The organism is Streptomyces sp. 2-1, from assembly GCF_048564895.1.
GTDB classification, from domain to species: domain Bacteria; phylum Actinomycetota; class Actinomycetes; order Streptomycetales; family Streptomycetaceae; genus Streptomyces; species Streptomyces phaeochromogenes.
Genome location: NZ_CP183383.1, coordinates 4,620,470 through 4,646,104, shown reverse-complemented (window position 1 = coordinate 4,646,104; position 25,635 = coordinate 4,620,470). Strand labels below are relative to the sequence as shown.

The following is a 25,635-nucleotide window of genomic DNA, read 5'->3' as shown; positions in this document are numbered from 1 at the left end:
TTCGGTGGCGAACCCCTCATTGGATTGCTTGGCATTGGATTGCTTGGCTACGGGCAGACCACCTGGTCGCCCGTCACCGTTTTGAATTCGCCCTGGGTCGGGTCCTCCGCCCGGACCTTGTGGACCTCCTTGAAGTCCGAGCCGGCGATCACCTTCATCAGGGGGCCCTGGCCGTTCACGGGGCGCAGCTCGCTGCCGGGCAGGGCCGTGGCGAGGGATTTCGCGGAGCGGTCCCAGCGGGGGTCGTACTGGACGATCGTGCGCCGGATCGAGCGGTCGGGGGCGTTCACGGGAGCCCGGGTCGTACGGAAGCCGGTGGCCGACAGGCCGCTGTCGACGCGGCGGCCGAGGCCGGCGGTCATGGTGCCGTTCTCGACCTGGACCCGGATCTGCTGCGGGGCCACATCGACGCGCAGCGCCTTGGAGCGGACCCGGTGCGGGGCGAGCGGCTTGTCGTCGCGCAGGGTGCCGAAGAGCCGGTCCGCCTTCTGCTCGTCCCACTTCAGGGTCGAGCCGATGCCCTTGACGGCGTACCCCATCTTCCCGATCGGGACCGTCGTGAACTCCGAGGAGGACGGTGAGAAGGTCCGCATCGCCCGCCCCAGGTCGATGAGTTCGTCCGAGCCGAGGCCCTTGTCGGCGCGCACCGAGCCGAGCACGGCCCCGGTCACCTCCCGGAACTTGATCGGGTTGAGCAGCACCCCGGACGAGGTGGCCCGCTCGATCAGCGCGGCCAGGAAGCGCTGCTGGCGCTGCATCCGGCCGAGGTCCGAGGCCCCGTCGATGTGCCGCGAGCGCACGTACTGCAGGGCCTGCCCGCCGTTCAGGTCGTGCACGCCGGTCGGCAGGTCGAGCCCGGTGTAGGTGTCCTTGAGCGGCTTTACCGTGCAGATCCGGACCCCGCCGAGCACGTCCACGGTCTTGATGAAGCTGGTGAAGTCGACCTCCAGATAGTGGTCGATCTTCACATGGGTCATGTTCTCCACGGTCCGCACGGTCAGCTGCGGCCCGCCCTCCGCGTACGCGGCGTTCAGCTTGACCGGGTGCGGCTGGTGCCGATGGCCGGTGGTGCGGTCGATGTGGGCGGGCGTCTCGGCGTACGAGTCGCGCGGCAGGCTCACGATGCTGGCCCGCCTCCGGTCCTCGGAGAGGTGCACGATCATGATCGTGTCGGTGCAGTGGCAGGGGGCGCCGCCGAGCCGGTACTTCTCCTTCTCCTCCGGGGTGATCCGGTCGCGGCCGTCGGTGCCGACGAGCAGGACGTTCATGCCGTGGCCGTGCGCGGGCCGGTTCTTCATGTCCTTGAAGGGGTCGATCCGGTCGATGTCGGAGCCGAGACCGGTGAGCAGCGCGTGCCCGATGCCGGCCGCCGCGAGCACCGTCACGGACACCGAGGTGGTCACCCGCATGGCCCAGCGAGGCTGCCTGCGCCGTACGGGAGGCCGCGCTGGGCGCTGCCGCTGCGGGCGGGCGGGGGAGCGGGGAGGCGTGGGCAAGGCGGACACCTCCGCGTCGGCCGGGTGTGGGGGTCCGTGAGCACCGTAGGCCCATACGATCTGCGGCCCGGCGCAGGGACCGGGCGGCGCGCGTCCGTGTCCCCCATTCGCGGTAACGTAATCCGCGATGAACGCCAAGCCCGACGTGCAGCTCCCCGCCGTCTCCGTGATCATGCCCGTCCTCAACGAGGAACGGCATCTGCGCGGAGCCGTCCAAGCGATCCTCGCCCAGGAGTACGGGGGCGAGATGGAGGTCGTGATCGCCATCGGTCCCTCGACGGACCGTACGGACGAGATCGCCGCCGAGCTCGTACGAGAAGACCCCCGTGTGCACACGGTGCCGAACCCGACCGGTCGCACTCCCGCCGCGCTGAACGCCGCGATCAAGGCGTCCCGCCACCCGATCGTGGTACGCGTCGACGGGCACGGCATCCTCTCGCCGAACTACATCGCGACCGCCGTCCGCCTCCTGGAGGAGACCGGCGCGCAGAACGTCGGCGGCATCATGCACGCCGAGGGCGAGAACGACTGGGAGCACGCGGTCGCCGCGGCGATGACGTCGAAGATCGGCGTGGGCAACGCGGCCTTCCACACGGGCGGCGAGGCCGCACCGGCCGACACCGTGTATCTCGGTGTCTTCCGCCGTGAGGCCCTGGAGCAACAGGGCGGCTACAACGAGGAGTTCATCCGCGCCCAGGACTGGGAGCTGAACTTCCGGATCCGCGAGGCGGGCGGACTGATCTGGTTCTCGCCCGAGCTGCGGGTCTCCTACCGCCCGCGTCCCTCGATGCAGGCCCTGGCCAAGCAGTACAAGGACTACGGGCGTTGGCGTCATGTGGTCGCCCGTTACCACTCGGGCTCGATCAACCTGCGCTACCTGGCCCCGCCGGCCGCGGTCTGCGCGATCGTCGCCGGGCTCGTGGTGGGTGCGGCGGTGACCCCCTGGGGCTTCCTGGTCCCCGGCGGCTACCTCGCGGCGATCGCCCTCGGCTCCCTGCCGGCGGGCAAGGGGCTGCCGCCGAAGGCGCGGCTGTGGATTCCGGTCGCCCTCGCCACCATGCACATGTCGTGGGGCATCGGCTTTCTGACCAGCCCGAAGTCGCTGGCCAGGAAGGTCATCGCGAGTCGGCGCCCGGCAGTGCACTCGAGCGCCGACTCGGCCTGATCAGCAGCCGGGGCCGCTGCAGCCGCCCGAGTAGTAGGACTTGCTGGAGGCATTGTTGTTCTTCAGCCAGGACGGCAGGTTCACGCGCTTGCCGCCGAGGGTCTTGAACGAGTCTCCGGAGTAGCCGGAGTTGTAGTACGTCTCACAGGTGAAGAGCGGTCCCATGTTGCAGAAGATGGACGCCGCGTTGTTTCCGACCACCTGGTTCTGGCCACTGCCGGACGAGATGAAGTAGTCGTCGTGGTGGGTGTACTGGTCGCCCTCGTAGTCGATCATCGAGCCCGAGGTGTTGGAGTTGTAGTAGAAACACACCTCCTGGACGGCGCAGGATCCGTTGGCGGCGGACGCGCTGCCGGAGAAGGCGAATACCGATGCCAGAGCTGCGGCGCCGGTGGTCGCGAGCGTGGCCCACTTGTTCATGAAATTCCCCTCGTTGGTGTTCTGTCGGTCATTCACACGCCGCCGTGACGGTCATCCGTCCTCGGAGGCGAGGATCTTGTCGGCGCGGCGCACCAGTTTCGCGGTCTCGGTGCGCGCTTTCTCGAGTTCCTTGGCACGAGAGGTGACGGTGGCCTTTTGCAGGGCGCTCTCCACATCGCGCCAGGTCACGACCAGCCCTGTTCTCCCCTTGCACTCGATGTCGGCGACTGCCACCGAGCGCTCGTACGCCGTCACCTTCCGGCCCATGACCTTCCGGCTACCTGGCGGATCCAACGGGGAGGAGAAACGGTGTCCCTTTCCGGCCATGCACCCGGACCATTCCCGGAAAGCGGTCGTGACCCGGGAATCCCGCATCGAACGCTGGAAGGAATCGCGCTTGTACCACTGGGGCAGGTCGACCGCTTCCATATCGATTCCTGCTTCCAGCTCCTTGTGTGCCTCGCCCGTGCAGCCGTCGTCGAACTCCCCGGAAGAACCCCTCGGTTTTCCCGTGCCGGCGAGGGCGCGCTCGTACCGCTTGGATTCCCGGGGCTGCTGCTGTGGTGTCGGGGCGCCGCCGAGGTGATAGCCGTATTTCCTGGCGGCCCCCAAGTCGGTTATTCCGTAACGCCGTTCATGCCCCGTCGGAGTGGCGGAAGCGCTTTGCTGTTCGGGGGCCTCGTAGTCGAATCCCTGTTGCTCCATGCACTGGTCGGTGAGAACTGCGAGTGCGCGGGAGGCCTTGCCGAAGTCACTGTCGGAGACCTGATACGGGTCCAGGGGAAGGGAGATCGTGGTTACGGCCGTGGGCTTCCCCGCTCTCTCCTCGCTGTCGGCCGCCTGCTCGCCGCCGGAGGACTCCGAGGGCGAGCAGGATGTCAGCAGCGCTACGGACAGGAGAAGAGCGGCGCCGACGTGGACGGTCCTCAAGGCAACTCCTGATCAGTCGGCAGAGGCCTTTGCGGCGGCCCCGAGGATCGCTTCCTTGCGTTCCTTGAGCGTGTCCAGCTCCTGCTGGTTCTTTTCGATCGCCCGGTTCTGGTAGGCGACTTCGACGCTGTACCAGACGCCGATGACGTTGTGTGCGCGCTTGCACGCGACGTCGGCCTCGGCTACTTGGATCTCGCGCGAGGTGGCGGCCTTGGCGGCCTGGAGTGTCCGGTCCTCGACCGGCTCCATCGGCGCCTTGTAGTCGTAGCCCTTCTTCTTCATGCAGTCGGACCACTGGGCGAATACCTGCTCGACCCGGGAGTCCTTCTGGGACTCCTGGAAGGTGTAGATGGCCAGCTGGGAGGCGAATTCCTCCTTGTCCGGATGCACTTTGGGCCCCTTGGCCGCGAGGTCGCGAAGCGCCTTGCCCCAACAGCCGCCCTTGGGAATGGACTTGCCGTCGGCCGTCTTCCGCTCGCCCTGCCCGTCCTGGGGACCGAAGAGCGCCAAGGACTCCGCGGGAGAGTAGTCCTCCTCCGGCGGCTTGGGACCACGGGCCGCCGGGTCGATCCGGTAGCCGAAACGCGAGGCCGTGTCCGGGTCGGTGGCGCCGTAGCGGTTCGCGTCCCGCAGTGCCTTGTCCCCCCGGTACACCGGGCGCGGCTCCAGGTCGAAGCCGAAGCCGCGCATGCAGTCGGCGGCGAGGAGGTCCTCACCCTGACGCCGGGTCCGTTCCTCCTCGTCCGTCCAGGTGTAGGCCTCCAACGGCAGTTCCAGACTGCGGGAACTGCTCATGGACGGAGTGGCCGAGACCTTGGGCGGATTCTTGAAGTCGACCGGCGGGGCCTCCTCCGACCGGGCCCGGTCGCCCGAGCCCGACTCGGATGAGGAACAGCCGCTGAGCGCGACAGCGGCGCAGATCAGCGCCAGGCCGATCCTGGTGGTGCGCACCACGTGCCCTTCCTCGGCCTAGTACGGCTCGTAGCTGGACGCGTTGTTGTTCTGCAGCCAGCCCGGGGTGTTGCGGCGCACACCGTCGCAGGTGGTGTTGTACCGCTCGCCCTTGAAGTCCGAGTTGAAGAAGATCGCGTAGTTGTAGCGCGTGGCCGAGCACTTCGCGGATGACGCGTTGTTGCCGACTACCTGGCCCTGGCCGGGACCCGACGCCAAGAAGGTGTCGTTGTGGTGGGTCGGCTCCTCGTCGTAGTAGTCCATGAAGGACGACGACGAGTAGGACGTGGAGTGGTAGTACATGCACAGCTCTTCAGCCACGCACTTCCCGTCCTTGTAGTTGTCGAACGAGTAGGCCTGGGCCGGGGCGGCCGTGGCCACCACCGCGCCGGCCGCGAACAGGACACCGGCGATCTTTGCCGCGATACGCATGGAAATTCCCCCTTGGACAAACGTTCGGACTCCCGAACCGCAGAGGATCCTGACATGAGTTGCACCCTGTGGGGTGGTTGTGAAGATCTAGTTGACCAAAAGTCGATCATGGTGGCTGAAAGTTAATACCCAGTAACCTTCTGTGCCGGAAGTCGCTTGACAGCAGCGCAGTCGCGATGATCGTCTCTGACGCGGACATGGCGGCATGGGGCCGGGGCCCCAAATGTCGCGACCGGGTTGGGGGGACCGATGTCGAACTCACAGGAGAGCTCTGGGCTGTCACGGCGCAAGCGGGCCGTGGCTGCGCTGGCGGCGGGCGCCGTGGTGCTCGCCGGTGCCGCCGTATGGACCTCGACGTTCGTGAAGTCGCCCGCCCAGGCCGCGGCCGACGCCGGTCCTCCGGCCCCCGACATCCTCACCGCTCCCGTCGAGCGGCGCGTCCTGTCGGACACCGTCGTCACCCGCGGTGCCGTCTCCGCCTCGCAGACCGTCGACATCGCGCCGGCCGGCTCGGCCCTCGCGGACGCCACCACGCCCGTCGTCACCAAGGTGATGGTGCGATCCGGCCAGACGTTCAAGGCAGGCCGCGTCCTGGTCGAGATATCGGGCCGGCCCGTCTTCGCGCTGCCCGGGAAGCTGCCCGTGTACCGGGACCTCAAGCCGGGCACTCACGGCAACGACGTGCGCCAGCTCCAGGAGGCCCTGCGGACGCTGGGCCACTCCACCGGCACCGACGCGCCCGGCACCTTCGGTCCCGGCACCAAGCAGGCCGTCGCCGCGCTCTACGCCGCCATCGGCTACGAGGTCGTGGCCGCCGGAGGAGGCGGGGAGGGTGAGGGCGGTGATCCGGTCAGCGCCGCCCGGGGTCAGGTGAAGCAGGCCCAGCGCCAGCTCGACGAGCTGATCAACGGCGACGCGGACAAAGCGGAAAAGGTCCCGGAAAATGACGCCACCGCCATCCGTTACGCCCGCGAGGACCTGGCCGAGGCCAGGACGCGGCTCAGCAAGGCGGAGGAGGTGGCGGGCCCCATGGTGCCTGCCTCCGAGGTGGTCTTCCTCTCTGGATTCCCTGCCCGAGTCGACGCCATGACCGCCAAGGTCGGCGGTGAGGTCGGCGAGAAGCTCGCGACCGTCTCCGCGGGCCAGCTGGTGATCAAGGGATCGCTCGGCGCGCAGGAGAAGGATCTGGTACGGCCCGGTCAGCGGGTCGAGGTGCTCTCCGAGGTGTACGGAGACGAAGTGAGCGGCACGGTCTCCTCGGTGGCCGACACCCCGGCCGCCTCCGAGACTGACGACAAGGACATGGCTGCCGACCCGGGCGGCCAGGGATACACGGTCGTGGTCAAGCCGAAATCCGCGCTTCCCGCCCGCCTCGCGGGCCAGGACGTGCGGCTCACCATCGAGGCTGCCTCGTCGGGCGAGAAGGTACTCGTCGTCCCGGTGTCCGCCCTCTCCGCGGGCGCCGACTCCCGCACCACTGTCACCGTCCTGGAGCGCTCCGGTGAGCGGCGGCGGATCGAGGTCAGGCCCGGCACCTCCGGAGACGGCTATACCGAGATCACCCCCGTCAAGGGTGCTCGGCTCGTGGAGGGCGACAAGGTAGTCGTGGGTGTCTCGCGGTGAGCGCCGACACCACCACACCACCGGTCGTCGAGTTCCGGGGTGTAGGTCTCACCTATCCCGGTCCACCTCCGGTCCAGGCGCTCAATGCGTGTGAACTGGCCATCGGACAGGGCGAGTACGTCACGGTTGTCGGCCCCTCCGGCTCTGGCAAGTCCACCTTCCTCAACATCGCGGGGCTGCTCGACGGGCCCACCGAGGGCAGCTACTTCCTTGACGGCATCGATACCGGAACGCTCTCCGACGCGGACCGCACCGGGCTGCGTGGCCGGCGGATCGGGTTCGTCTTCCAGAGCTTCCATCTGCTGCCGCACCGTTCGGCCGTCGAGAACGTGATGCTGGCCATGGTCTACAACACCAGCGCGCGCCGCGGCCGCGAGCAGCGGGCCCGTGAGGCGCTGGAGCGAGTCGGCCTCGGTCACCGCACCGACGCGTTGCCCACCCGGCTGTCGGGTGGCGAGCGGCAGCGTGTCGCCATCGCTCGCGCGCTGGTTGCCCGCCCATCGCTGCTGCTGTGCGACGAGCCGACGGGAAACCTCGACACCGTGACAGCCGAGTCGATCCTGCTGCTCCTGGACGAACTCCACAGTGACGGGATGACCCTCGTGGTGATCACGCACGACCCGGAGGTGGCGGCCCGCGGACAGCGCACCGTCGCCATCCGGGACGGCATGCTCAGCGAGCAGGTGACCGCCACGTGAAGGTCCCGATACCCGGCCGTGCGAAGCGTGCGAGCCGCACCCGTACGGACCGGGCCGACCGGTCCCGGCTGAGCTCGCGCGACCTGTTGTCCGAGTCCGCGGCGGGCATCCTCCAGCGGCCCGCACGGTCCGCGCTCACAGCGCTCGGCACTGTCCTGGGCGTCGGGACCTTCGTCGCGGTCCTCGGTCTCACCGCCACTACGTCCTCGCAGATCGACTCTCGCTTTAATGAGCTGACCGCCACCGAGGTCACTGTTGAGGACACCGGCGGCGCTCAGCCCGAGTTTCTCGACAACGCCTTCCCGGCCGACGCGGACCGCCGTATCGGAAGACTCAACGGGGTGCGCCAGGCGGGCGTGTACTGGCCGGTGCGACTGGGTCCGGGGGATGTCGTCTCGGCCGCGCCTCCTGGAACCGGCGACGAGGGGGAACGAACTCAGGTCGTCGCGGCGTCCCCCGGCGTTCTCGCCGCGGCCGGGCCGGTCCTCGCTCAGGGGCGGACGTTCGACGCGTACCACGACCGGCGGGGCGAGAACGTGGCCGTGATCGGTTCGGGCCTGGCCGCACGGCTGGGCATCACCACACTCGAGACCGCGCCGGCGGTCTTTGTGGGAGACCAGGCGTTCACCGTCATCGGCATCGTCGAGGACGTCGAGCGCAAGGCGGACCTGCTGCTGTCGGTGGTGGTGCCGCGGACCGCCGCCGAGCGGATCTGGGGAAGCCCGGAGAGCGGCGAGCGGGCCAAGATGCTCATCGCGACCGACCTGGGGGCCGCCCGGCAGATCGCCTCGGAAGCAGCGCTGGCACTCGACCCCGCACACCCCGAGTACTTCAAGGTCGTACCGCCGCCCGACCCCAGAACCCTGCGCGGCAACGTCACGTCCGACCTGGACGAGCTCTTCATGTTGCTGGCCGGCATCTGTCTGGTGATCGGTGCGGTCGGCATTGCCAACACCACCTTGGTGGCCGTGCTCGAACGCACCGGTGAGATCGGCCTGCGCAGGGCGCTCGGCGCCCGCGGCCGCCACATCACGGTGCAGTTTCTGGCCGAGTCGGGTGCGCTGGGCGCGCTCGGCGGGCTGATCGGCACGAGCCTCGGCACGGTCACCGTGGTCGGCATGGCGGTCGTCCGCGACTGGACACCGGTCATCCACCCGGCGACCGTCGTCGCCGCCCCGGCGATCGGTCTGGTCACCGGGGTCCTCGCGGGGCTCTACCCCGCCTGGCGCGCCAGCCGCATCCAACCCGCAGAGGCGCTGCGCCGCTGAGGCGCACCACTCCAGGGTCGTTCAGCTCCCAGCCCTCACGGTTACCAAGGAAGAGACGTGCGAAAGACGACAGTGACAGCCCTGCTCGCTGGAGCCCTGTTCCTCTCGGGCTGCTCGAGCTCCGGTGACGGCGACGAGGCGGCGGTACCGGAGCAGCCGGACAGTTCCATCGCGCCCAGGTCGTCCAGCCTCACGGGAGATCTAGCCCTGCCCATCGAGGGCTACATCTTCTCGGAGTCCGAACTCGGCCTGATGACACGCGCGATGAGCAGCCTGGCCCAGCGCTGCATGAAGCGCTCGGGCTTCGACTACCGCCCGGACGACACCCAGTCTCCCGACATCGGGGTCATGGACCGCCGTTACGGCGTCGCCAACTCCCATACGGCGGCGCTGTACGGCTACCACTTCCCGACCCCGAAGGCCGGTGAGTCGAACACCAAGTCCCTGGGCGAGGCGGGCCGCATCACACTCGCCGGCAAGCCGCTCGCGGACGGTTCCCTCAACCCGGACGGTGGGTGCATCGGAGAGGCCAAGCGCCGGCTGGCGGGCACGGAGGAGGAGTTCGGCCCCGACAAGATCGCGCGCGAACTGAACTTGGAGAGCTTCGTGCGCAGCCAGAAGGACTCGCGCGTCGTAGCGGGCTTCCGCACGTGGTCCTCGTGCATGGCGGCCAAGGGCTACCGCTACGCCTCGCCCATGGACGCCATCGACGACCCGGAGTTCGGGACCGAGAAGACAAACCCCACCGAGATTTCGACGGCCCGAGCGGACGTCGAATGCAAGAAGAAGACCGGACTCGTACGCACCTGGTTCGACGTCGAGTCCACGTGGCAGCGGACGGAGATCGAGAAGAAGGCCGAGGAACTCGCCCGGATCAAGCGGCACAAGACGGACCAGCTCAAGCGGGCCGCAGCCGAGCTGGGCGAATCCCGGTGAACCGCCGCCGCTGCCCGACCACCTCCCATCCGCAGGACAGAAGGGACACCCATCCCATGCGTATCCGTACCTCCGCACTCACTGCCGCGCTGGCGGCCGCCGGGGCCCTCGGCATGCTCGCCACCGCCGCGCCCGCACAGGCCGACAGCATCCCCGACGGCCTGTGCGGCGGCGTCATCGATGTCGACTACTGCCTCTGGTACAACTCCGACCAGAAGGGCGGCTGGACCGCCACGTACCACGACATCGCGAACTGGGCCAACTGGAACTTCTCGAACGGTGGCCAGGGCACCAACGGTGTGGGCACGCCCGTGAAGAACAACGCCGCGTCCTACGCGAACAGCCACGACAGCAAGACCGGTGTCTCGTACTTCAACTCGAACTACGCCGGCGCCTCCGATGTCGCCCCGCCGCGCGACAAGGGCAACCTCTCCAACACCTACAACAACAACGCCTCCTTCCGCTGGCGCTGAACCGGGTAGTGGCAAAGCCCGAAAACCCCCTACAGGAGTGACCATGCGTATTCGATCGCTGCTTGTCGCCAGTGGCGTGCTCGCCGCCGGCACCATGGGCGTCTTCACCACGGCGACTCCGGCCCAGGCCGCGTCCAGATCCAGCATCTGTGGCGGGGTGCTCGAAGGAATGTTCTGCCTCTACTACAACTCCGGCCAGAAGGGCGGGGCCACCGGCACCCGGCAGAACGTCCCCAACTGGGGCGACTACAACGGCACCGGGCTTCCGATGAACTTCGCGGACTGGGGCCTCGGGACGGCCGGTGTCGGACAGAGTGTGAAGAACAACGCCGCGTCCTGGGCCAACACCGCGAACAAGTCCGGAGTTTCGTACTTCAACTCCAACTACGGCGGTGCGTACGACGTCGGTGCCCCGAACTCCAAGGGGCAGCTGGTGAACACCTACAACGAGAACGCGTCCTTCCGCTTCCGCTGAGCCGATGCCGGCCCGTAGGACCTGTTGGACCCGGTGCGGGCCCCTCCCCGGCAGGGGAGGGGCCCGTCTGCGTCAGGACCAGGTGAAGTTCGGGTTCACATGCATGCAGGCCTTGTCGTCCGCGCCGTTGAGGGCCTCGGCCGACTCCGGAGTCGAGTCGTCCTCCTTGGGAGCCTTGTAAGCGGTGCCCTCGCGCCAGTCCGCGCCGACGACGAGCGTGACGCCGGAGACGTTCGTCGTTTTCTCCACCGAACTCAGGGGAATCCCCAGAGACTTGGCGACTGCCTGGGCGTCGCCCTCCAGCTCCGCGCTCGGGTAGCGGACGACCGTCTTGTCCTCACTGAGGATCACACTCGTGTCGGCGGCCGCCCTGGTGAAGCCCTTCTGCACGAGCAGTCCGGTCACGGTGCTCGCGCGGCCGTTGGCCGCACCCAGGGTGTCGGTACGGGTGCCGTTCTGGATCTGGACCGCGATCTCGCCGTCGGCGGCCGCCGGATCCTTCGACACCTTGGTGCCGGTCTCCTTCTTCTTGTCCTTGCCGTCCAGGGCGATGTCCTCGCGCACCAGCCGGAAGAGCTTCTCGGCGTCCTCCGTGGGCTCCACGCGCGCGCCGACGTACCGGTTCGGCATCGTGGTCATCGTGATGCGCTTCGGCTCCACCTTCCGGAGCTCGTTGCTGAGGTCGTAGAGCTTCTTGACGGTGTCGAGACCCGGGTCGACGGTTATGGCCTCGGTGGCCTTCTCGGCGAGCTTCCGCAGCTTGTTCGGGTTGGTCACGGTGGCGTTCTCGCGCAGCTCGCGGACCATCGAATTCATGTACTGGTGCTGCGCCTTGGCGCGTGCGAGGTCACTGCCGTCCTCGAAGCCATAGCGGGTACGCAGCCACTGCAGGGCTTGCTTGCCCTTCACCGGGTGTTTGCCCTCCCTCAGCTTCAGACCGGAGCCGTGGCCCTGGCTGTCGAGCGAGTGGATGTTGGCGTCCACGCACACCGGGACCCCGCCGATGGCGTCCGCCATCGACACCACACCCGCGAAGTCGATCTTCATGAAGTGGTCGATGTGGATACCCGTGAGCTCTTGCCAGGTGGCCACCGTGCAGCCGGGCCCGCCGTGACCGAGGCTCTGGTTCGTCATCGCCCGGCCGTTGCTCGCCGGGTACTCCTTGTCATTGTCCGGATCCGTGCACTTTGGGATCTGGACCAAAGTGTCGCGGGGCATGCTGATCACCGACATGTTGCTGCGGTCCGCGGACACGTGCAGCAGCATCTGGACATCGGCGAGTGGAGTCGCCCCGAACGTCTCCTTGGCGCCGCCGAGTTTCTGGTTCTCCTTCGAGTCCCGCGCATCGGAGCCGATGAGCAGGATGTTCAGAGGAGTCTGGCCGGCCGCGTTGGGCTTCGGCTTGGCGATCTCTGTGTCCCCGAGGTTGAGATCGTCCTTCTTGATCTTGCCGTTGAGGTGCTCGTAGTAGAGATAACCGGTCCCTGCGGTGCCAAGTATCAGTACCGCCAGCACTGTCGCGGACCAGCGCAGCACCCGGCGTTTGCGCCGCGGAGCCGCTGTATCACCGCCCCCGCGATGTCGTCCTCCGCTGTGCGGATCTCCCCCGGAGCCGCCTGCCTCACCGGGGTCGCGCGGACTGTCGTCCCAGCCGGGTTCCCCGTCACGCCGGACGCGTGGTCTCGTCCCCTCCCCACGCACACTGCTCCCTACCATCTCCCTGCCCCTCCCACCCCTGTACCTGACAAACGGGCCCGTCGCGTGCCCTTCCGGAGCACCCGCGTCTTGTTAGACGCACTGGCGCCCTGAAGGATGCACTCGCGTCCTGTCAGACGCGTGACGGACCCGTTAGGTCACTTGGCACACTCAACCTTGTCCGCTGTGGACTTCTCGACGTCCCCCGGCGCCGTCGACGGAGTGGTCAAGGAAACCCCCGCCCCCTTGAAATCTTCTCCCAGGGTCAGCGTGATCGCGGGCAGGCCCTGAGAGTTGGTCACGCTCTTGCCCGGCTTCATCGCCGCCCCGGACAGACCCATGAGGTCGGCGAGCCTGCGTGCTTGATCGGCTTGGTCGGGAGCGTACTCGACAGTTGTCTTCTGCAGCGTCACCCCGGCGTTGCCCGCGTTCTCGGACTTGGTCACGCCTTCGTCGATCTGCAGCCAATTGAGGGTTTCCTGTGCGGACCCCGCGGGAGCGCCGCCGTTGAGAACCCTGACGCGCACCTCGGAGGCGTCGGCCTTGGTTCCCTTGAGCCGGGCGGCCACGGCTGCCTTCTCCTTCTTCTCCTTCTGCTTCACCGCGGTGAGCGACACGTCGTCCTTGATCAGGGCGAACAGGTCTTTGGCCTGGGCCTCTTTGAGGACGACCGTCGCCTTGACCTTCTCGGCCGGGTTGTCGACGACCGGAACCGTGGTGAAGGACAGGTTCTTCATGTCGAACTTCCCCAGCTCCAAGCCCAGATCACGGAGCTTGGTGATACTGCTGATCTTCGAGTCGACGGTCAGCGCCTTGGTGCCCGCCTCCGCCAGTTTCACCAGTTTCGTCGGGCTGGTGAGGGTGCCCTTCGACTTGAGCTTGCGCATCAGGGAGCTGAGGAACTGCTGTTGGAGCTCGATCCGGCTCAGGTCGCCGCCGAAGCCCACGGAATGGCGGGTCCGGACGAAGGCGAGCGCCTCTTCGCCCTCGATGGTGTGCTCGCCCTTGGACAGCTTGAGCTTGGAATCCGGGTCGTTGATGTCCTTGGCCAGACAGACATCGACGCCCTCGACCGCCGAGGTCAGCGTCTTGACCGCGTTGAAGTCGGCGATCATGAAGTGGTCCAGCTTGATACCGGTCAGCTCGGTGACGGTCCGCATCGTGCAGCTGGGCGTCCGTCCTTCTTGGCCGAGGCTGTTGTTGAAGCGAATGCCCTGCTGACCCGGGATGACCTTGGTCGTGCCGTCCTCCTGCTCCGTCGGACAGTCCGGGATGTCCGTGATCAGGTCGCGCGGAATGCTCAACGCGGTCGCATTCGTACGGTCCTTCGAGACGTGCAGCAGAAGGGTGGTGTCGGCATGCCCGGCGCTTCCGGAGTCGCCGTAGCCGCTGTTCCCGCTACCGGTGCGCTTGTCCGTGCCGACCAGCAGGATGTTGATCGCCCGGTCCTTGCTGAAGCCGCCGGTGCCCGCGCCGTCGTCGGAGACGGACGTGATGTTGTTGTTGAGGTGCTGGTAGTAGAGGTAGCCGCCCACGCTCGCCCCGACCAGCAGGAAGGCCATCGTGCCGCCCGTCCAAACCAAGATCTTCTTGGCCTTCGACTTCTTCGGCCCGCCCTTGCGCCGACCTGGCGGAGGGGCCTGTGGCGCGCGTCGTCTGCGCGGTCCTGGGACGCCTGGGTCCGGTGCCTCCTCTGGAGTGCCCCGGCGCTCCCGGCCCGGCGCGGTACGCCCACGTGGGGGTACCGCGGTGGTACCCGCGGCTCTCCCGGCGCGGGGGCCCGGCACCGCCCGCTGCTCTGCGGAACTCTGCAGTCGCAGTTCGTAGTCACCGGTATTGGGGTTGAGTACCCACTGGTCTGCGGGATCGATATCGTCCGCCCGCCCACGGCCTTGCGCGTCCACGGTTGCTTGAGTCCTCCGTCGGGGCCACGCGGCGTCTTTCCCCCTCAAAAGACGCTCGGTCAGTCGGTCCAACCAGTGCGCGACCTCAGGACAGACCTCAGGACCGGGTGCACCGGATCGCTCACACTATCCGCCCAGTTCGGCGTACAGCGACGACGGTGAGAAATTCCACTTCCCTACAACCGGGCAATCCACCCAATTCTTTGAACGTACGTTCCCCGTCTTGGTGTGCTCTTTACTCAGAGGCCTGTTCGGGCGTTAACCGCAGGCGTCCTCGGCTGCCGTGTTCCCGCGGAAAGTCGGCGCGGGGCTCGGTGTCAGCGAGGGGTCCTCGGGCCGCTTTGCGCCCGATTTGCCGTCATCTTGGCCGAATTCCTGGTCGAGGCCCGCACCCCGCTCCTCCCCGCTCTCCTCATAACTCCCGTCATAGGGCTCGTAGTTGTGCGAATCGCCGTACGCGTCCCCGTTGCCGACCGGCTCCGAGCCACTCCTCTTTGTGCCGGAATCCTCCGGAAGTTCCTTCGACACCTCCAACGGTGCGTCCATGCGCAGCCGTTCGAAGAGTTTCTCCGCCGCGGGCTCCACGAGCTGGTCACGATTGGCGTTGTAGGCGTACGACTCCCGCGGCACCGTAAGGAATTGCACACGTTCGGTGGGGATGTTGCGCATGCCCCGGACCAGGTCGTACAGGCCCCGCAGGCTCGCGAGGCCCGGGTCGGTGGTGAGCGACGAGGTCGCCGCGTCCAGCACCGGATAGAGCTTCGCCGGATTCAGCAGTACGTCATTGCTGCGCACCTTGTTGACGAGGGCGCCCAGGAAGCGCTGCTGGCGGTCCATCCGGTCGGTGTCGCTGCCGTCGCCGATGGTCTTGCGGGCGCGTACGTACCCGAGGGCCTGCTCGCCGTTGAGCTTCACCTTGCCGGCGGGCAGCCGGAGCTTGGCGGCGGGATCGTCGATCGGCTCCTTCAGGCAGACCACGACCCCGTCGACGGCGTCGACCATGTCCTTGAAGCCGTGGAAGTCCACGACCATGTGGTGATCGATCCGGATGTCGGTCAGCTTCTCGACCGTACGGATCGTGCACGCCGAACCGCCGCTCTGGAAGGCGTGGTTGAACATCGCGAACGTCGGCGAGGTGCGGCTGCCGTCGGGCCGGCGGCAGCTCGGCACGTCCACCATCAGATCCCGGGGGAGGGAGACCGCGGTCGCGCTGCGCCGGTTCGCCGGGAGGTGCAACAGGATGGTGGTGTCGGACCGCTCGGTGCCGGAGTCCCGCCCGTACTTCTGGTTCCCGTCCCCCGACCGTGAGTCCGACCCGATCAGCAGGATGTTCTGCGCGTCGCGCGCCAGTGAGGTCGGGCGCTCCTTCTCGTACCGCGCGAGTTCGGCGGCCGTGTCGTCGTCCGACGTGATGTTGCCGTTCAGCTTCTCGTACAGCACCCAGCCGGCTCCCGCGGCGCCCACCACGACCACGACGACGCCGATCGCGATGTACCGCAGCCATCGCCGCCGACGCCGCCTGACCCCGGCCCCGATGGGAGACGCACCGACCCCGGGCCCGACCGGGGCCCGTGCCGCACCGTGCGTCCCTCCGGCGTCGCTCACGTCTGAGTCCACCCCTCATGGCGTACGGACCTACTCCTACGACCATGGCCCGGGAGGGGGCGGGGGGCTTCGGGGGGTGGGCTGAATGGGGGACGGGGGTTTCCTCGCCCCCGCCGCCCCTACCCGTCCCATCCCGTTCCTGGGGGCTCCGCCCCCAGACCCCCGACGGGCAGGGACGCAAGGTCGGGATGCGAGTGCGGGTGAGTCGTGGCTGGGGTGCGCAGTTCCCCGCGCCCCTAAAAGACTGCGCAGTTCCCCGCGCGCCTGAGGTATTTCAGCCTCTCCGGCGTTTGAGGAGCGGGGGTTCGGGGGCGGAGCCCCTGAAAAGGGACGGGAATGGGTAGGGGCGGCGGGGGCGAAAAACCCGGCCCAGCCACCCCGGAGGCGAGGTCAGCGGCGAGCCGTAGCCGAAACCCGCTCACTCTCGATCCGCTTCGCCACCACATCCTCCCCGACCTGCGAAAGGTTCCGGCACAACACCACGGACCCCCCGACAGCCAGCGGAGCGAAGAGCCCGGCGCTGAGCCCCTCCCACGTGTCGTAGGAAAGAGCGGACAACAGCCGGGCCCCGGGCCCAGCCAGCCCCAGCGCGGGCGCATCCGCACGAGCCCGCTCCACAACCTCCGCCCCCGTCAGCTCCGCCCCGGCGACAACCAAGGACGGCGCCTCCGGATCCAGCGGCCCGTACGCCTGGAAGACATCCCCCTGCCCGGGCACCTCGACGGCATAGTCGGCGTATCCGGCAGGCACCTGGGCGAACCGCCGCCCGAGCGGCGCGAGCGACAACGCCACCCGCTCCCCGGAACACGCGAGCCCGGTCTCGAACTGCCCGGGCCCGGCCACCACATGGTCGGCGGCACCCGCATCACCCCCGACATCCGCCACGACCCCCACGGAGGAACAGGCGAGCAGCCACACCGCCGTCTGCCAGTGCGCGGGCAGCAGCAACGCGACCCGCTCACCGGGCTCGGCGGCCAGCTCGCCCTGGAGCAGGTTGGCGGTCTTGGCCACCCAATTGGCGAAGGTGGCCACGGACAGTTCGACACGTTCACCCGTGGCGTCGTCGTAGAAGGTCACCAGGGGGCGCGCGGGATCCGTGGCGAGCGCGGATCGCAGCAGGTCGGCAGGGGTGCGGTCGGTGGCGTTCACGGGACGCAAGGGTACGCGGACACCCGCCCGGGCGGGTGAGCGAGGGCCACCGGTTCGGCGGAGTCGGGCCGACGGTCCGTCAAATCCCAGATGGACAGATAAGTATGACTATGTCCAGGATCAGGGGCATGCGCGGATATCTTGCTTCCTCGATCGCCGTCACGTGTGCGGCCGCCCTGGCCTTCCCCCTGGCCCTGTCCACCGACGCCGTGGCCGCACCCCCGGCGGCCGAGAGCCCGACCACCGACCGGGCGACACCGGACAGACCGGCATCCGACCGGACGGCCAGGGCCCGACCGGAAACGCCGAGCACCTCGAAGACGCCGGCCGAGAACGCCACGTCGGCCGGGACAGCCGCGGGAGCCGCCGCCCCAGCCCCAGCCCCAGCCCTCGCCCCCGCCGGCTCCGCGACCGACAGATCGATCCCCGGCAGCACCCAGTCCCTCCCCCTCGCGCCCCTCACCCCACCCCCCAGCGACCGCACCCTGCCCCCCACGTCCGCCCCGGCCTCCACCCCCGCCACCACTCAAGGCCTCCCGCGCCGCGACGTACGCCACTTCTCCCTCGTCGGCGTCGTCTGGGACAACCCGGACACGGAACTCCAGGGTCGGGTCCAGGTCCGTACCCGCGCGAGCGGCACCGCGAAGTGGTCCGTCTGGCAGGACGTGGACACGCACAACCACGAGCACGCGGCGGACCCGGACACGGCGGAGCGCACCTCCGGGCGGGTGCGGGGATCCACGGCCCCCCTGTGGGTCGGCGACTCGGACGGTGTGGAGGTCCGCGTCCAGGCGGAGGCGGACGGCAGGCCGGAGGCGGACGGTCGGGCCGTCGCCGGCGACCCCCTCCCCAGGGGCCTGCACATCGAACTGATCGACCCCGGCGTCGACCCGACCGCCGAGCCCCCGCCCGGCCAGGCCTCCGGAGTGGACACCCCGCGGGGCAACGTCCTGTCCCCCGAGGCCGCGGCCTCCTCCGCCGTCAACGCCGACCTCGCCCCGCTCGGCGCGACCGCGATCCCCGCCCTCAGCCAGAAGCAGACGGAGGCGGACCTGGTCGCGACCCGCGGCGAGACGGCGGAAGCGGCGGGCGCGAAGGACAAGCCGGGCGGCGCGAAGGACAAGCCGGCCGTGAAGGACAAGCCGGGTACGACAGGCAAGACCGGCACGATCGGCCCCGACGACGCGGCGGACACGGGGGCGGACCAGCGCGTGAAGCCGTACATCGGCGCACGTCCGCGCATCGTCACCCGCCGGGGCTGGGGTGCCGACGAGACGCTCCGCGAGCGGAACTTCAGCTACACGAAGACCGTGAAGGCCGCCTTCGTCCACCACACCGCGTCGGGCAACAACTACCGCTGCGCGCAGGCGTCTTCAGTCATCCGCAGTATCTACCGCTACCACGTGAAGAGCAGCGGCTGGCGGGACATCGGCTACAACTTCCTCATCGACAAGTGCGGAAACATCTACGAGGGGCGGGCCGGAGGCGTGGCCAAGCCGGTCATGGGCGCACACACTCTCGGTTTCAACACCAACAGCATGGGGATCGCGGTCCTCGGGAGCTTCGGTGCCTCGAACCCGCCCGCCGCCGCGGTGAAGGCGATCGCGAAGCTCACGGCGTGGAAGCTCGGCCTCTTCGGAGCGAACCCGAAGGGCAAGACCTACCTCAAGTCCGGGGGCGGAAATCTCTACCGAAAAGGAAAGAACGTACGACTCAATGTAATCTCCGGTCACCGGGATGGTTTCGCCACCGAATGCCCGGGCGGCCGACTCTACGCGAAGCTCGGCACGGCCCGTGTGACTTCGGCCCGCTACCAGGGACGATGAGGTCCGGTCGGCGGGAAGGGTGAGCCCGGCAAGCCGGGGTCCCAGCCCCGGCGGCTCCCCACAGCCATACCTCCCCCAGAGGCGCCCCACAGCCATCGAAACGGTCTGCATACACTGGCCGGTCGAAAGACAGTTCGACCGGCCCCATCAGGAAGCAGAGACGACAGGTGACAGAAGCGATCCTCCTGGTCGGCGGCAAGGGCACACGGCTGCGCCCCCTCACGGTGCACACGCCGAAGCCGATGGTTCCGGCGGCCGGGGTACCGTTCCTCACGCACCAGCTGGCACGGGCGAGAGCGGCGGGGGTCGAGCACATCGTGCTCGCCACGTCCTATCTGGCCGAGGTCTTCGAGCCCCACTTCGGCGACGGTTCGTCGCTGGGGCTCCACATCGAGTACGTCACCGAGGAGGAGCCCCTCGGCACCGGCGGCGCCATCCGGAACGTGGCCTCCCGGCTGAGATCGGACCCCGACGACCCGGTCCTCATCTTCAACGGGGACATCCTGACGGGCCTGGACATCCCGGCCCTCATCAGCACGCACCGGTCGTCGGGCGCGGACGTCTCCCTGCACCTCACGAGGGTGACGGACCCGAGGGCGTACGGACTGGTCCCCACGGACTCGGCGGGCCGGGTCCAGGCGTTCCTGGAGAAACCCCAGACCCCCGAGGAGATCGTCACCGACCAGATCAACGCGGGCGCGTACGTCTTCCGCCGCTCGGTGATCGACGCGATCCCGGTCGGCCGCCCGGTCTCGGTCGAACGGGAGACCTTCCCGGAGCTCCTCGCCTCCGGCGCCCACCTCCAGGGAATGGTCGACTCCACCTACTGGCTGGACCTGGGCACCCCGGGAGCCTTCGTACGCGGCTCGGCCGACCTGGTCCTCGGCCGCGCTCCGTCCCCGGCCGTCCCGGGCCGCTGCGGGGACCGCCTGGTCCTCCCGTCGGCCACGGTCGCCTCCGACGCCAAACTGACCGGCGGCACCGTCGTCGGCCACGGCGCCACCGTCGGCGAGGGCGCCCGCATCTCCGGCAGCGCCATCCTCGACGGCGCGGTCATCGCCCCCGGCGCGGTCATCACCGACTCCCTGATCGGCGCCCGCGCCCACGTAGGAGCCCGCTCGATCCTCACAGGCGCCGTCGTAGGCGACGGCGCCTCGGTAGGCCCCGACAACGAACTCCGAGAAGGCGTACGCATCTGGTGCGACGCCCAAATCCCAGCGGCAGCACTCCGCTTCTCATCGGACCAGTAACACCACCTGAACCAACTGGCTTCACCAAGGGGGGAGCAGAGCCTGCGCACGCAATCTGGCGCAGGCTCACTTCTTGAGCAGGCCGCACTCTTCAGCCCGGTCCAGGCACATCTCAGCCCGTCCGGCGTTTGAGGACGAGCGCGTTCAGCGCGATACGGGGGTTCGGGGGCGGAGCCCCTGAAAAGGGACGGGAATGGGTAGGGGCGGCGGGGGCGAGGAAACTCAAAGCCGCCCAATATCCCCCCGAGGCATCCGCGGCTGACGCCGAGCCGGAGTCCGCCCACTCAACAAAATCAGCCGAGCAGCCCGATGCCGCTGCCCCGCATAAGGCTCCAACAACGACAACATGACGGAGTCATCCGCATCCCGGTCCCCGGCCAACGCATACCCCACGATCCCGGGAAGGTGCAGGTCCCCGACCGTCACCGCATCCGCCGCCCCATGACTCCGCTGCACAACCTCCGCCGAGGTCCAGGGCCCCACCCCCGCCACCACCTCAAGCCGCTCCTGGGCCCGCCCCGCCTCGAACCCCACGGCCTCCTCCATCCGCCGAGCCACCCGAACGACCCGCAGAATCGTCGACGCCCGCTTGTTGTCGACCCCGGCCCGATGCCACTCCCACGAGGGAATCAACGCCCACACCCGAGGCTCGGGCATCACGAACATCCCCCCACCCCGACCCACCAGAGGCCCGGGCCCAGGCGCAGGCACCCCGTACTTCCGCACAAGCAACCGCCAGGCCCGATACGCCTCGTCCGTCGTGACCTTCTGCTCAAGAACCGACGGAATCAACGACTCCAGCACCAGCCCCGTACGTGTGAGCCGCAACCCGGGCCGCCGATGCCGGGCCACCGCCACCAGCCGATGCCGCGGCTCGAAGGCATCGGGATCGTCCGACTCCCCGAGCATCAGGGGCAACTGCTCCAGCAACCACTCGGCCCCGGGCCCCCACGCCTCCGCCTCGACGACCCCCGCCCGCACGGACACCCGCAGGGTCCCGGGCCCGACCGGCGTGAGGCTGGCCCGCCACACGGCCCCGTCGGGCGTCGTCCGGAAGGTCGGATCGGCGGGCCCCCGCCGCAACGGCCCGAGCACGAGCCCGAGATCCAGAGGCCACGGCGGCACCCACGTCCGCGTACGCCCGCCGAGTCCGGCAGACCGGCCCGCCTGCCCGGGCACGACGACATGCCCGCCGCGCACGGTCGTACGCGTCGGCCGAGGATCAAAACGTCCGGCCACGATGGGGTCCTAGGGCTTGGGGCGCTCGGTAATGCCGTACGAGACTAGGGGGGATGCGAAAGTCCCGCACCGCACCCGCGGCGTCCGGGACCTTCACAGAACCCCGTCGGCGCTCAACGCACCTCGATGAACGCCCCCGCATCCCGCTCCGGCCGAGCCTTCGGCTCCTCCGCCGCATGCCCGACCGCGACGGCCCCCATGGGATCCCACCCCTCCGGCAGCCCGAGCACGTCCCGCACGACCTCCCGGCAGAACATCGTCGAGGACACCCACGCGGACCCGAGCCGCTCCCCGGCGAGCGCGACGAGGAAGTTCTGCACCCCGGCGCCCGCGGCGACCACGAACATCTCCCGCTCGGCCCCGTCCCGCCGCTCGTCCCCGTACGTGTGGGACCCGTCCATGACGAGGCACGGCACGACGAGATAAGGCGCGCCCCGCAGCACGTCCCCGCGCCGCACGCGCTTGGCGATGGACTCCTCGCTCTTCCCGTCCCGCTCCAGATCGGCGACCCAGGCGTCCCGCATGGCGTCGAGCAGCCGCGTCCGCGACTCGGCCGACTCCAGGAGTACGAATCTCCAGGGCGTCGTGTGATGTGGTGCGGGCGCGGTCACGGCTGCGGCCACCGCACGCCGTACGGCATCGGGGTCGACGGGCTCGTCGGTGAAGGCCCGTACGGTACGCCGCTGGGTGACGGCCTCCCGGACGGCCTCGGAGGTGCCGAGCCGGAACATGTCGTCGTGCGCGCTCCGGACCATGCCTCGCGTCCCTTCGTCCTCGCCGCTCGTGCCCACCACGTGGGGCAATCCGCGCACGACGGCGACAGGCAGGCCGGCGGCCTTGCCCTTGACCAGGTCACCGGCGGAGGCGAGCTCGTCGGCGGTGGCGACGACGGTGGCGCTGAGCGGGTTCCCGTGCGCGTCCGTGCCGCCCCGCAGATCGTCGAGCACGCGCACTCCGGCGGCCCCGATGGCGACATCGGTGAGCCCGGTCCGCCAGGGCCGCCCGAACGTGTCCGTGACGACGACCCCGACCTCGACCCCGAGCGCGTCCCGCAGCCCGTCGCGGATCGCGCGCGCGGAGGCGTCGGAGTCCTCGGGCAGCAACAGCACGGTCCCGGAGGGCGTGTTGGAGGCGTCGACGCCGGCGGCGGCCATGATGAGCCCCTGCCGGTTCTCCACGATCCGCAGCGGCCCGCGCCGCGCGACGACCCGCACGGTCTCGGCGTCGATGGCGGCCTCCCGGTCCGCCGCCTCGACGATCCGCCCCTCGGCCTTGGACACGATCTTCGAGGTGACCAGCAGTACGTCCCCGTCGACAAGACCCGGCTCTGTACTCGCGATCAGCTTGGCGAGATCGTCCCCCGGCCGTACCTCGGGCAGTCCGGGCAGCGCCCAGACCCGGAAGCCGGGCACGCCCGACGGCAGCCCTTCGTCCCCGGCCGGAGCCGGAGCCGGGCTCGCGGAAACCTCGTCGTTCATGTGCCCCGTACCCCCGAACTCGTCACTCCTGAGATCGTCGTCGCTCAAGCGCCCCGCACCTCCTCCGCCAGCGCCAGCGCCTGACGGGCCATCTCGGCCGTCGCGTCCAGGTCGGTCATCATCAGGGGCACGGCCCGGCACCGGATACCGGCGGCGGTGACCTGCTCCACCGTCCCGGCGTCCACGGTGTCGACGAGCCAGCCGTCGAGAAGTCCCGAGCCGTAGTGCTCGGCGACCGCGCCGGCCGTGGACTCGACGCCGACGGCCGCGAGGACCTTGTCGGCCATGCCGCGCACGGGCGCGTCACCGACGATGGGGGAGAGGCCGACCACCGGGACGCCCGCCTCGGCGATGGCCTCCCGGATGCCGGGCACGGCGAGGATGGTGCCGACGGAGACGACCGGGTTGGACGGCGGGAAGAGGATCACGTCGGCCGAGGCGATCGCCTCCAGCACCCCGGGCGCCGGCTTGGCCTGGTCGGCGCCGACGGGCACCACCGCGTACGCGTCCACGGAGGCTCGCAGCCGCACCCAGTACTCCTGGAAGTGGATGGCCTTGCGCTCGCCGTCGATCTCGACGGCCACATGGGTCTCGATGCGGTCGTCCGACATGGGGATCAGCCGGACGCCCGGCTTCCACCGGTCGCAGAGCGCCTCGGTGACGGCGCTGAGGGGATACCCGGCGCTCAGCATCTGTGTCCGCACGATGTGCGTCGCGAAGTCCCGGTCGCCGAGCCCGAACCACTCCGGCCCGACCCCGTACGCCGCGAGCTCCTCCTTGAGGTGGAAGGTCTCGTCGGTCCGCCCCCAGCCCTGCTCCTCGTTGATACCGCCGCCGAGGGTGTACATCACCGTGTCGAGGTCCGGGCAGACCTTCAGCCCGAAGAGGTGGATGTCGTCCCCGGTGTTGCCGATGACCGTGACGTCCGCGTCCGGCGCGGCCTGCTTCAGACCACGCAGGAACCGTGCACCACCGATGCCGCCTGCCAGAACCACAATGCGCATGCATTCAGTCTTGCAGGCGGCTACGACAACGCGTCAGCCGGTTACGAGACCTCGGCCACAGTCCCGGACTCCGCCGCGCACCGCACCGCGTGCATCGGCATCTCCGTCAACCCGGGGTAGTACACGTGCAGGCTTATGGCCGGATCGAGCGAGTCGTTGACGACCTCGTGCACGTACCCGGGCGCGAACACACGCTGAGCGCCCGCGCCCAACGCGCGCGTGCCCCGCTCGGTGCGCTCGGTCAGCGCGCCCTCCAGGACGGTGAGTACGCCGGAGGAGCGGCCGTGGTCGTGCAGCCCGCTGCCCTGCCCGGGCACCCAGGAGAGCAGCCACACCTCGTAGCCGGGCCCGGTGCGCAGCCGGTGGTACCAGCGGGAGGTGGCGTCGTACTCGACGAGGTGCTCCCACTGGGAGCGGTCGGCGGCGATGGAGCGGGCGAGGCCGACGAAGTCGGCCACCGTGGCCGGGTGCTCGCGCGGCGCCTGGAGGAGGTGCGGTACTTCGAGGATGTCGCCGGCGATCTGGAGGTCGCTGTCGCTGTTCATGGGTGCGGTGGGTTCCTCGGCGGAAGAGAGTGCTGGAGGACTGGGGTGTCACGTACCGTCCGCCCGGGTCGCGGGCATGAGGTGTGCCCTTGGTACGGGCGAGGGGACCAGCGGCCGGGTCCTGGTCAGTGGACTCGGCGGCAGCCGGAGCGCGGTTGGCTCAACAGCTGTGACAGCAACAGAAACAGCTACAGCGAGCGTGGGCAGCACCGAGGGACCCGGCGGTGCGGGTCGAGGTGAGTGCCAAGTTCGCGAGCATGCCCACTAGGACACCGGTTCACACTCGGACTGTCAACTTGATGTCCGGTATGTGGGCGATGTTTCACCTCATCCGGTTCATCTCTGTGGCGAAAGGTTTGTGCAGGAGCTTGCGAGGACACATGGCGCACAACCGGGCGCACGAACCTCGTCGCGATCCAGCGATCCATGCGGCATCCGTGTGATCCACATGTGATCCGGTTCGCTTCGTCGTCCGTACAGGAACGAGATCGAACTTCTGAGCGTCCTTCTTCGTACAGGTCCTGCACGGAGACGGAGCCCGGCCGGGTCCCTATTCGGCTGTCAGGGTTTATGCCGATTTGAACACTTTCCGCAAAGCCTTGGTTCCGCAGAGTGAATAAGGGGCCCAATAGCAGATCTCGGCTTGACTGGCCCGGATCGGCACACTTGTAATTTCACTCGTGTCGTTCAGCCGAAATCGGTAACGGCAGCATCACGGGGACGCGAGACGGACGAGGGGCGCACATGACCGAGCTGTTTCAGGAACTGCTGGTCGACGAGGCCGAAGAGGAGCTCGGCTGGCAGGAGCGGGCGCTCTGCGCGCAGACCGACCCCGAGTCCTTTTTCCCCGAGAAGGGCGGCTCCACCCGCGAGGCCAAGAAGGTCTGCCTCGCCTGTGAGGTCCGCTCCGAGTGCCTCGAATACGCACTCGCCAACGACGAACGTTTCGGCATCTGGGGCGGCCTGTCCGAGCGTGAACGGCGCCGCCTGAAGAAGGCCGCCGTCTGATCGTGGCTTGATCACGACCTGATCGCCGGCTGTGCGCCGCCCGACCGAACGGCGCACACCCCTAC

The 25,635-nt window shown here is 68.9% G+C and carries 23 protein-coding genes; 10 read left to right on the top strand and 13 right to left on the bottom strand.

Annotated elements, in window-relative coordinates; all coding sequences use genetic code 11:
• Positions 1 to 47: 47 nt before the first annotated feature.
• On the bottom strand, positions 48 to 1,409 hold the full coding sequence (locus tag ACN20J_RS20280; RefSeq protein ID WP_190231114.1) for an LCP family protein: 1,362 nt from the start codon (positions 1,407 to 1,409) through the stop codon (positions 48 to 50).
• A 214-nt stretch (positions 1,410 to 1,623) separates the two neighbouring features.
• Between ACN20J_RS20280 and ACN20J_RS20275 the strand changes: the two genes are divergently transcribed.
• The gene (locus ACN20J_RS20275; RefSeq protein ID WP_361993788.1) at positions 1,624 to 2,661 is read left to right on the top strand and encodes a glycosyltransferase family 2 protein; all 1,038 of its coding nucleotides are present in this window, start codon (positions 1,624 to 1,626) and stop codon (positions 2,659 to 2,661) included.
• Here ACN20J_RS20275 and ACN20J_RS20270 read toward each other — a convergent pair whose 3' ends face one another.
• Genes ACN20J_RS20270 through ACN20J_RS20255 form a run of 4 tightly spaced genes read right to left on the bottom strand, consistent with a single transcriptional unit; the run spans position 2,662 to position 5,394 of the window.
• Positions 2,662 to 3,081: a peptidase inhibitor family I36 protein gene (locus ACN20J_RS20270; RefSeq protein WP_361922501.1), complete on the bottom strand. Its 420-nt coding sequence runs from the start codon at positions 3,079 to 3,081 to the stop codon at positions 2,662 to 2,664.
• A gap of 51 nt (positions 3,082 to 3,132) precedes the next feature.
• Complete coding sequence (locus ACN20J_RS20265) at positions 3,133 to 4,011, bottom strand: hypothetical protein (RefSeq protein WP_361922498.1); 879 nt, start codon at positions 4,009 to 4,011, stop codon at positions 3,133 to 3,135.
• 12 nt (positions 4,012 to 4,023) lie between these two features.
• Positions 4,024 to 4,965 carry a hypothetical protein gene (locus ACN20J_RS20260; RefSeq protein ID WP_361922495.1) on the bottom strand — a complete coding sequence of 314 codons (942 nt, stop codon included), beginning with the start codon at positions 4,963 to 4,965 and terminating at the stop codon, positions 4,024 to 4,026.
• Positions 4,966 to 4,980: 15 nt separating this feature from the next.
• A complete protein-coding gene (locus ACN20J_RS20255) occupies positions 4,981 to 5,394 on the bottom strand; it encodes a hypothetical protein (RefSeq protein WP_361922492.1) in 414 nt (137 codons plus the stop codon).
• Positions 5,395 to 5,643: 249 nt separating this feature from the next.
• On the opposite strand from ACN20J_RS20255, the gene ACN20J_RS20250 reads away from it, so the two are divergent.
• The 6 genes from ACN20J_RS20250 to ACN20J_RS20225 all read left to right on the top strand — a co-directional run bounded on the left by ACN20J_RS20250 (position 5,644) and on the right by ACN20J_RS20225 (position 10,867).
• Positions 5,644 to 7,017: a peptidoglycan-binding protein gene (locus ACN20J_RS20250; protein ID WP_419666475.1), complete on the top strand. Its 1,374-nt coding sequence runs from the start codon at positions 5,644 to 5,646 to the stop codon at positions 7,015 to 7,017.
• Positions 7,014 to 7,715, top strand: a complete 702-nt coding sequence (locus ACN20J_RS20245; RefSeq protein ID WP_361922486.1) for an ABC transporter ATP-binding protein — start codon at positions 7,014 to 7,016, stop codon at positions 7,713 to 7,715. Before ACN20J_RS20250 ends, ACN20J_RS20245 begins: the two co-directional genes overlap by 4 nt.
• Before the next feature lie 68 nt (positions 7,716 to 7,783).
• Positions 7,784 to 8,983, top strand: coding sequence for an ABC transporter permease (locus tag ACN20J_RS20240; RefSeq protein WP_419668916.1), 1,200 nt, complete (start codon positions 7,784 to 7,786; stop codon positions 8,981 to 8,983).
• A gap of 57 nt (positions 8,984 to 9,040) precedes the next feature.
• Positions 9,041 to 9,919, top strand: coding sequence for a hypothetical protein (locus ACN20J_RS20235; protein WP_361922483.1), 879 nt, complete (start codon positions 9,041 to 9,043; stop codon positions 9,917 to 9,919).
• 56 nt (positions 9,920 to 9,975) lie between these two features.
• Complete coding sequence (locus ACN20J_RS20230) at positions 9,976 to 10,392, top strand: hypothetical protein (RefSeq protein ID WP_361922480.1); 417 nt, start codon at positions 9,976 to 9,978, stop codon at positions 10,390 to 10,392.
• A gap of 43 nt (positions 10,393 to 10,435) precedes the next feature.
• A complete protein-coding gene (locus ACN20J_RS20225; protein ID WP_361922477.1) occupies positions 10,436 to 10,867 on the top strand; it encodes a hypothetical protein in 432 nt (143 codons plus the stop codon).
• Between the two features lie 72 nt (positions 10,868 to 10,939).
• Here ACN20J_RS20225 and ACN20J_RS20220 read toward each other — a convergent pair whose 3' ends face one another.
• The 4 genes from ACN20J_RS20220 to ACN20J_RS20205 form a co-directional block, all read right to left on the bottom strand.
• Positions 10,940 to 12,583, bottom strand: a complete 1,644-nt coding sequence (locus ACN20J_RS20220; protein WP_361922474.1) for an LCP family protein — start codon at positions 12,581 to 12,583, stop codon at positions 10,940 to 10,942.
• Positions 12,584 to 12,720: 137 nt separating this feature from the next.
• Complete coding sequence (locus ACN20J_RS20215) at positions 12,721 to 14,466, bottom strand: LCP family protein (RefSeq protein WP_361922471.1); 1,746 nt, start codon at positions 14,464 to 14,466, stop codon at positions 12,721 to 12,723.
• 258 nt (positions 14,467 to 14,724) lie between these two features.
• Positions 14,725 to 16,071, bottom strand: coding sequence for an LCP family protein (locus tag ACN20J_RS20210; RefSeq protein ID WP_419666474.1), 1,347 nt, complete (start codon positions 16,069 to 16,071; stop codon positions 14,725 to 14,727).
• Positions 16,072 to 16,461: 390 nt separating this feature from the next.
• Entirely contained in the window at positions 16,462 to 17,220 is a 759-nt protein-coding gene (locus tag ACN20J_RS20205; protein ID WP_419666473.1) for a TIGR03089 family protein, read from the bottom strand.
• Positions 17,221 to 17,348: 128 nt separating this feature from the next.
• Between ACN20J_RS20205 and ACN20J_RS20200 the strand changes: the two genes are divergently transcribed.
• Together ACN20J_RS20200 and ACN20J_RS20195 are read left to right on the top strand one after the other, a co-directional pair.
• Complete coding sequence (locus tag ACN20J_RS20200; protein WP_419666472.1) at positions 17,349 to 19,046, top strand: peptidoglycan recognition protein; 1,698 nt, start codon at positions 17,349 to 17,351, stop codon at positions 19,044 to 19,046.
• A 167-nt stretch (positions 19,047 to 19,213) separates the two neighbouring features.
• Positions 19,214 to 20,296: a sugar phosphate nucleotidyltransferase gene (locus ACN20J_RS20195; protein WP_419666471.1), complete on the top strand. Its 1,083-nt coding sequence runs from the start codon at positions 19,214 to 19,216 to the stop codon at positions 20,294 to 20,296.
• A gap of 222 nt (positions 20,297 to 20,518) precedes the next feature.
• Here ACN20J_RS20195 and ACN20J_RS20190 read toward each other — a convergent pair whose 3' ends face one another.
• The 4 genes from ACN20J_RS20190 to ACN20J_RS20175 all read right to left on the bottom strand — a co-directional run bounded on the left by ACN20J_RS20190 (position 20,519) and on the right by ACN20J_RS20175 (position 24,562).
• Complete coding sequence (locus tag ACN20J_RS20190; RefSeq protein WP_419666470.1) at positions 20,519 to 21,535, bottom strand: DNA-3-methyladenine glycosylase family protein; 1,017 nt, start codon at positions 21,533 to 21,535, stop codon at positions 20,519 to 20,521.
• 113 nt (positions 21,536 to 21,648) lie between these two features.
• Complete coding sequence (locus ACN20J_RS20185) at positions 21,649 to 23,013, bottom strand: coenzyme F420-0:L-glutamate ligase (protein WP_419668915.1); 1,365 nt, start codon at positions 23,011 to 23,013, stop codon at positions 21,649 to 21,651.
• Between the two features lie 44 nt (positions 23,014 to 23,057).
• Complete coding sequence (gene cofD, locus ACN20J_RS20180) at positions 23,058 to 24,017, bottom strand: 2-phospho-L-lactate transferase (protein WP_419666469.1); 960 nt, start codon at positions 24,015 to 24,017, stop codon at positions 23,058 to 23,060.
• 41 nt (positions 24,018 to 24,058) lie between these two features.
• Positions 24,059 to 24,562, bottom strand: a complete 504-nt coding sequence (locus ACN20J_RS20175; RefSeq protein ID WP_189845020.1) for a cysteine dioxygenase — start codon at positions 24,560 to 24,562, stop codon at positions 24,059 to 24,061.
• 744 nt (positions 24,563 to 25,306) lie between these two features.
• On the opposite strand from ACN20J_RS20175, the gene ACN20J_RS20170 reads away from it, so the two are divergent.
• Positions 25,307 to 25,570 (top strand): WhiB family transcriptional regulator, encoded by a 264-nt coding sequence (locus ACN20J_RS20170; protein WP_053723761.1) that lies wholly within the window; start codon positions 25,307 to 25,309, stop codon positions 25,568 to 25,570.
• The last annotated feature ends 65 nt before the right edge of the window (positions 25,571 to 25,635 follow it).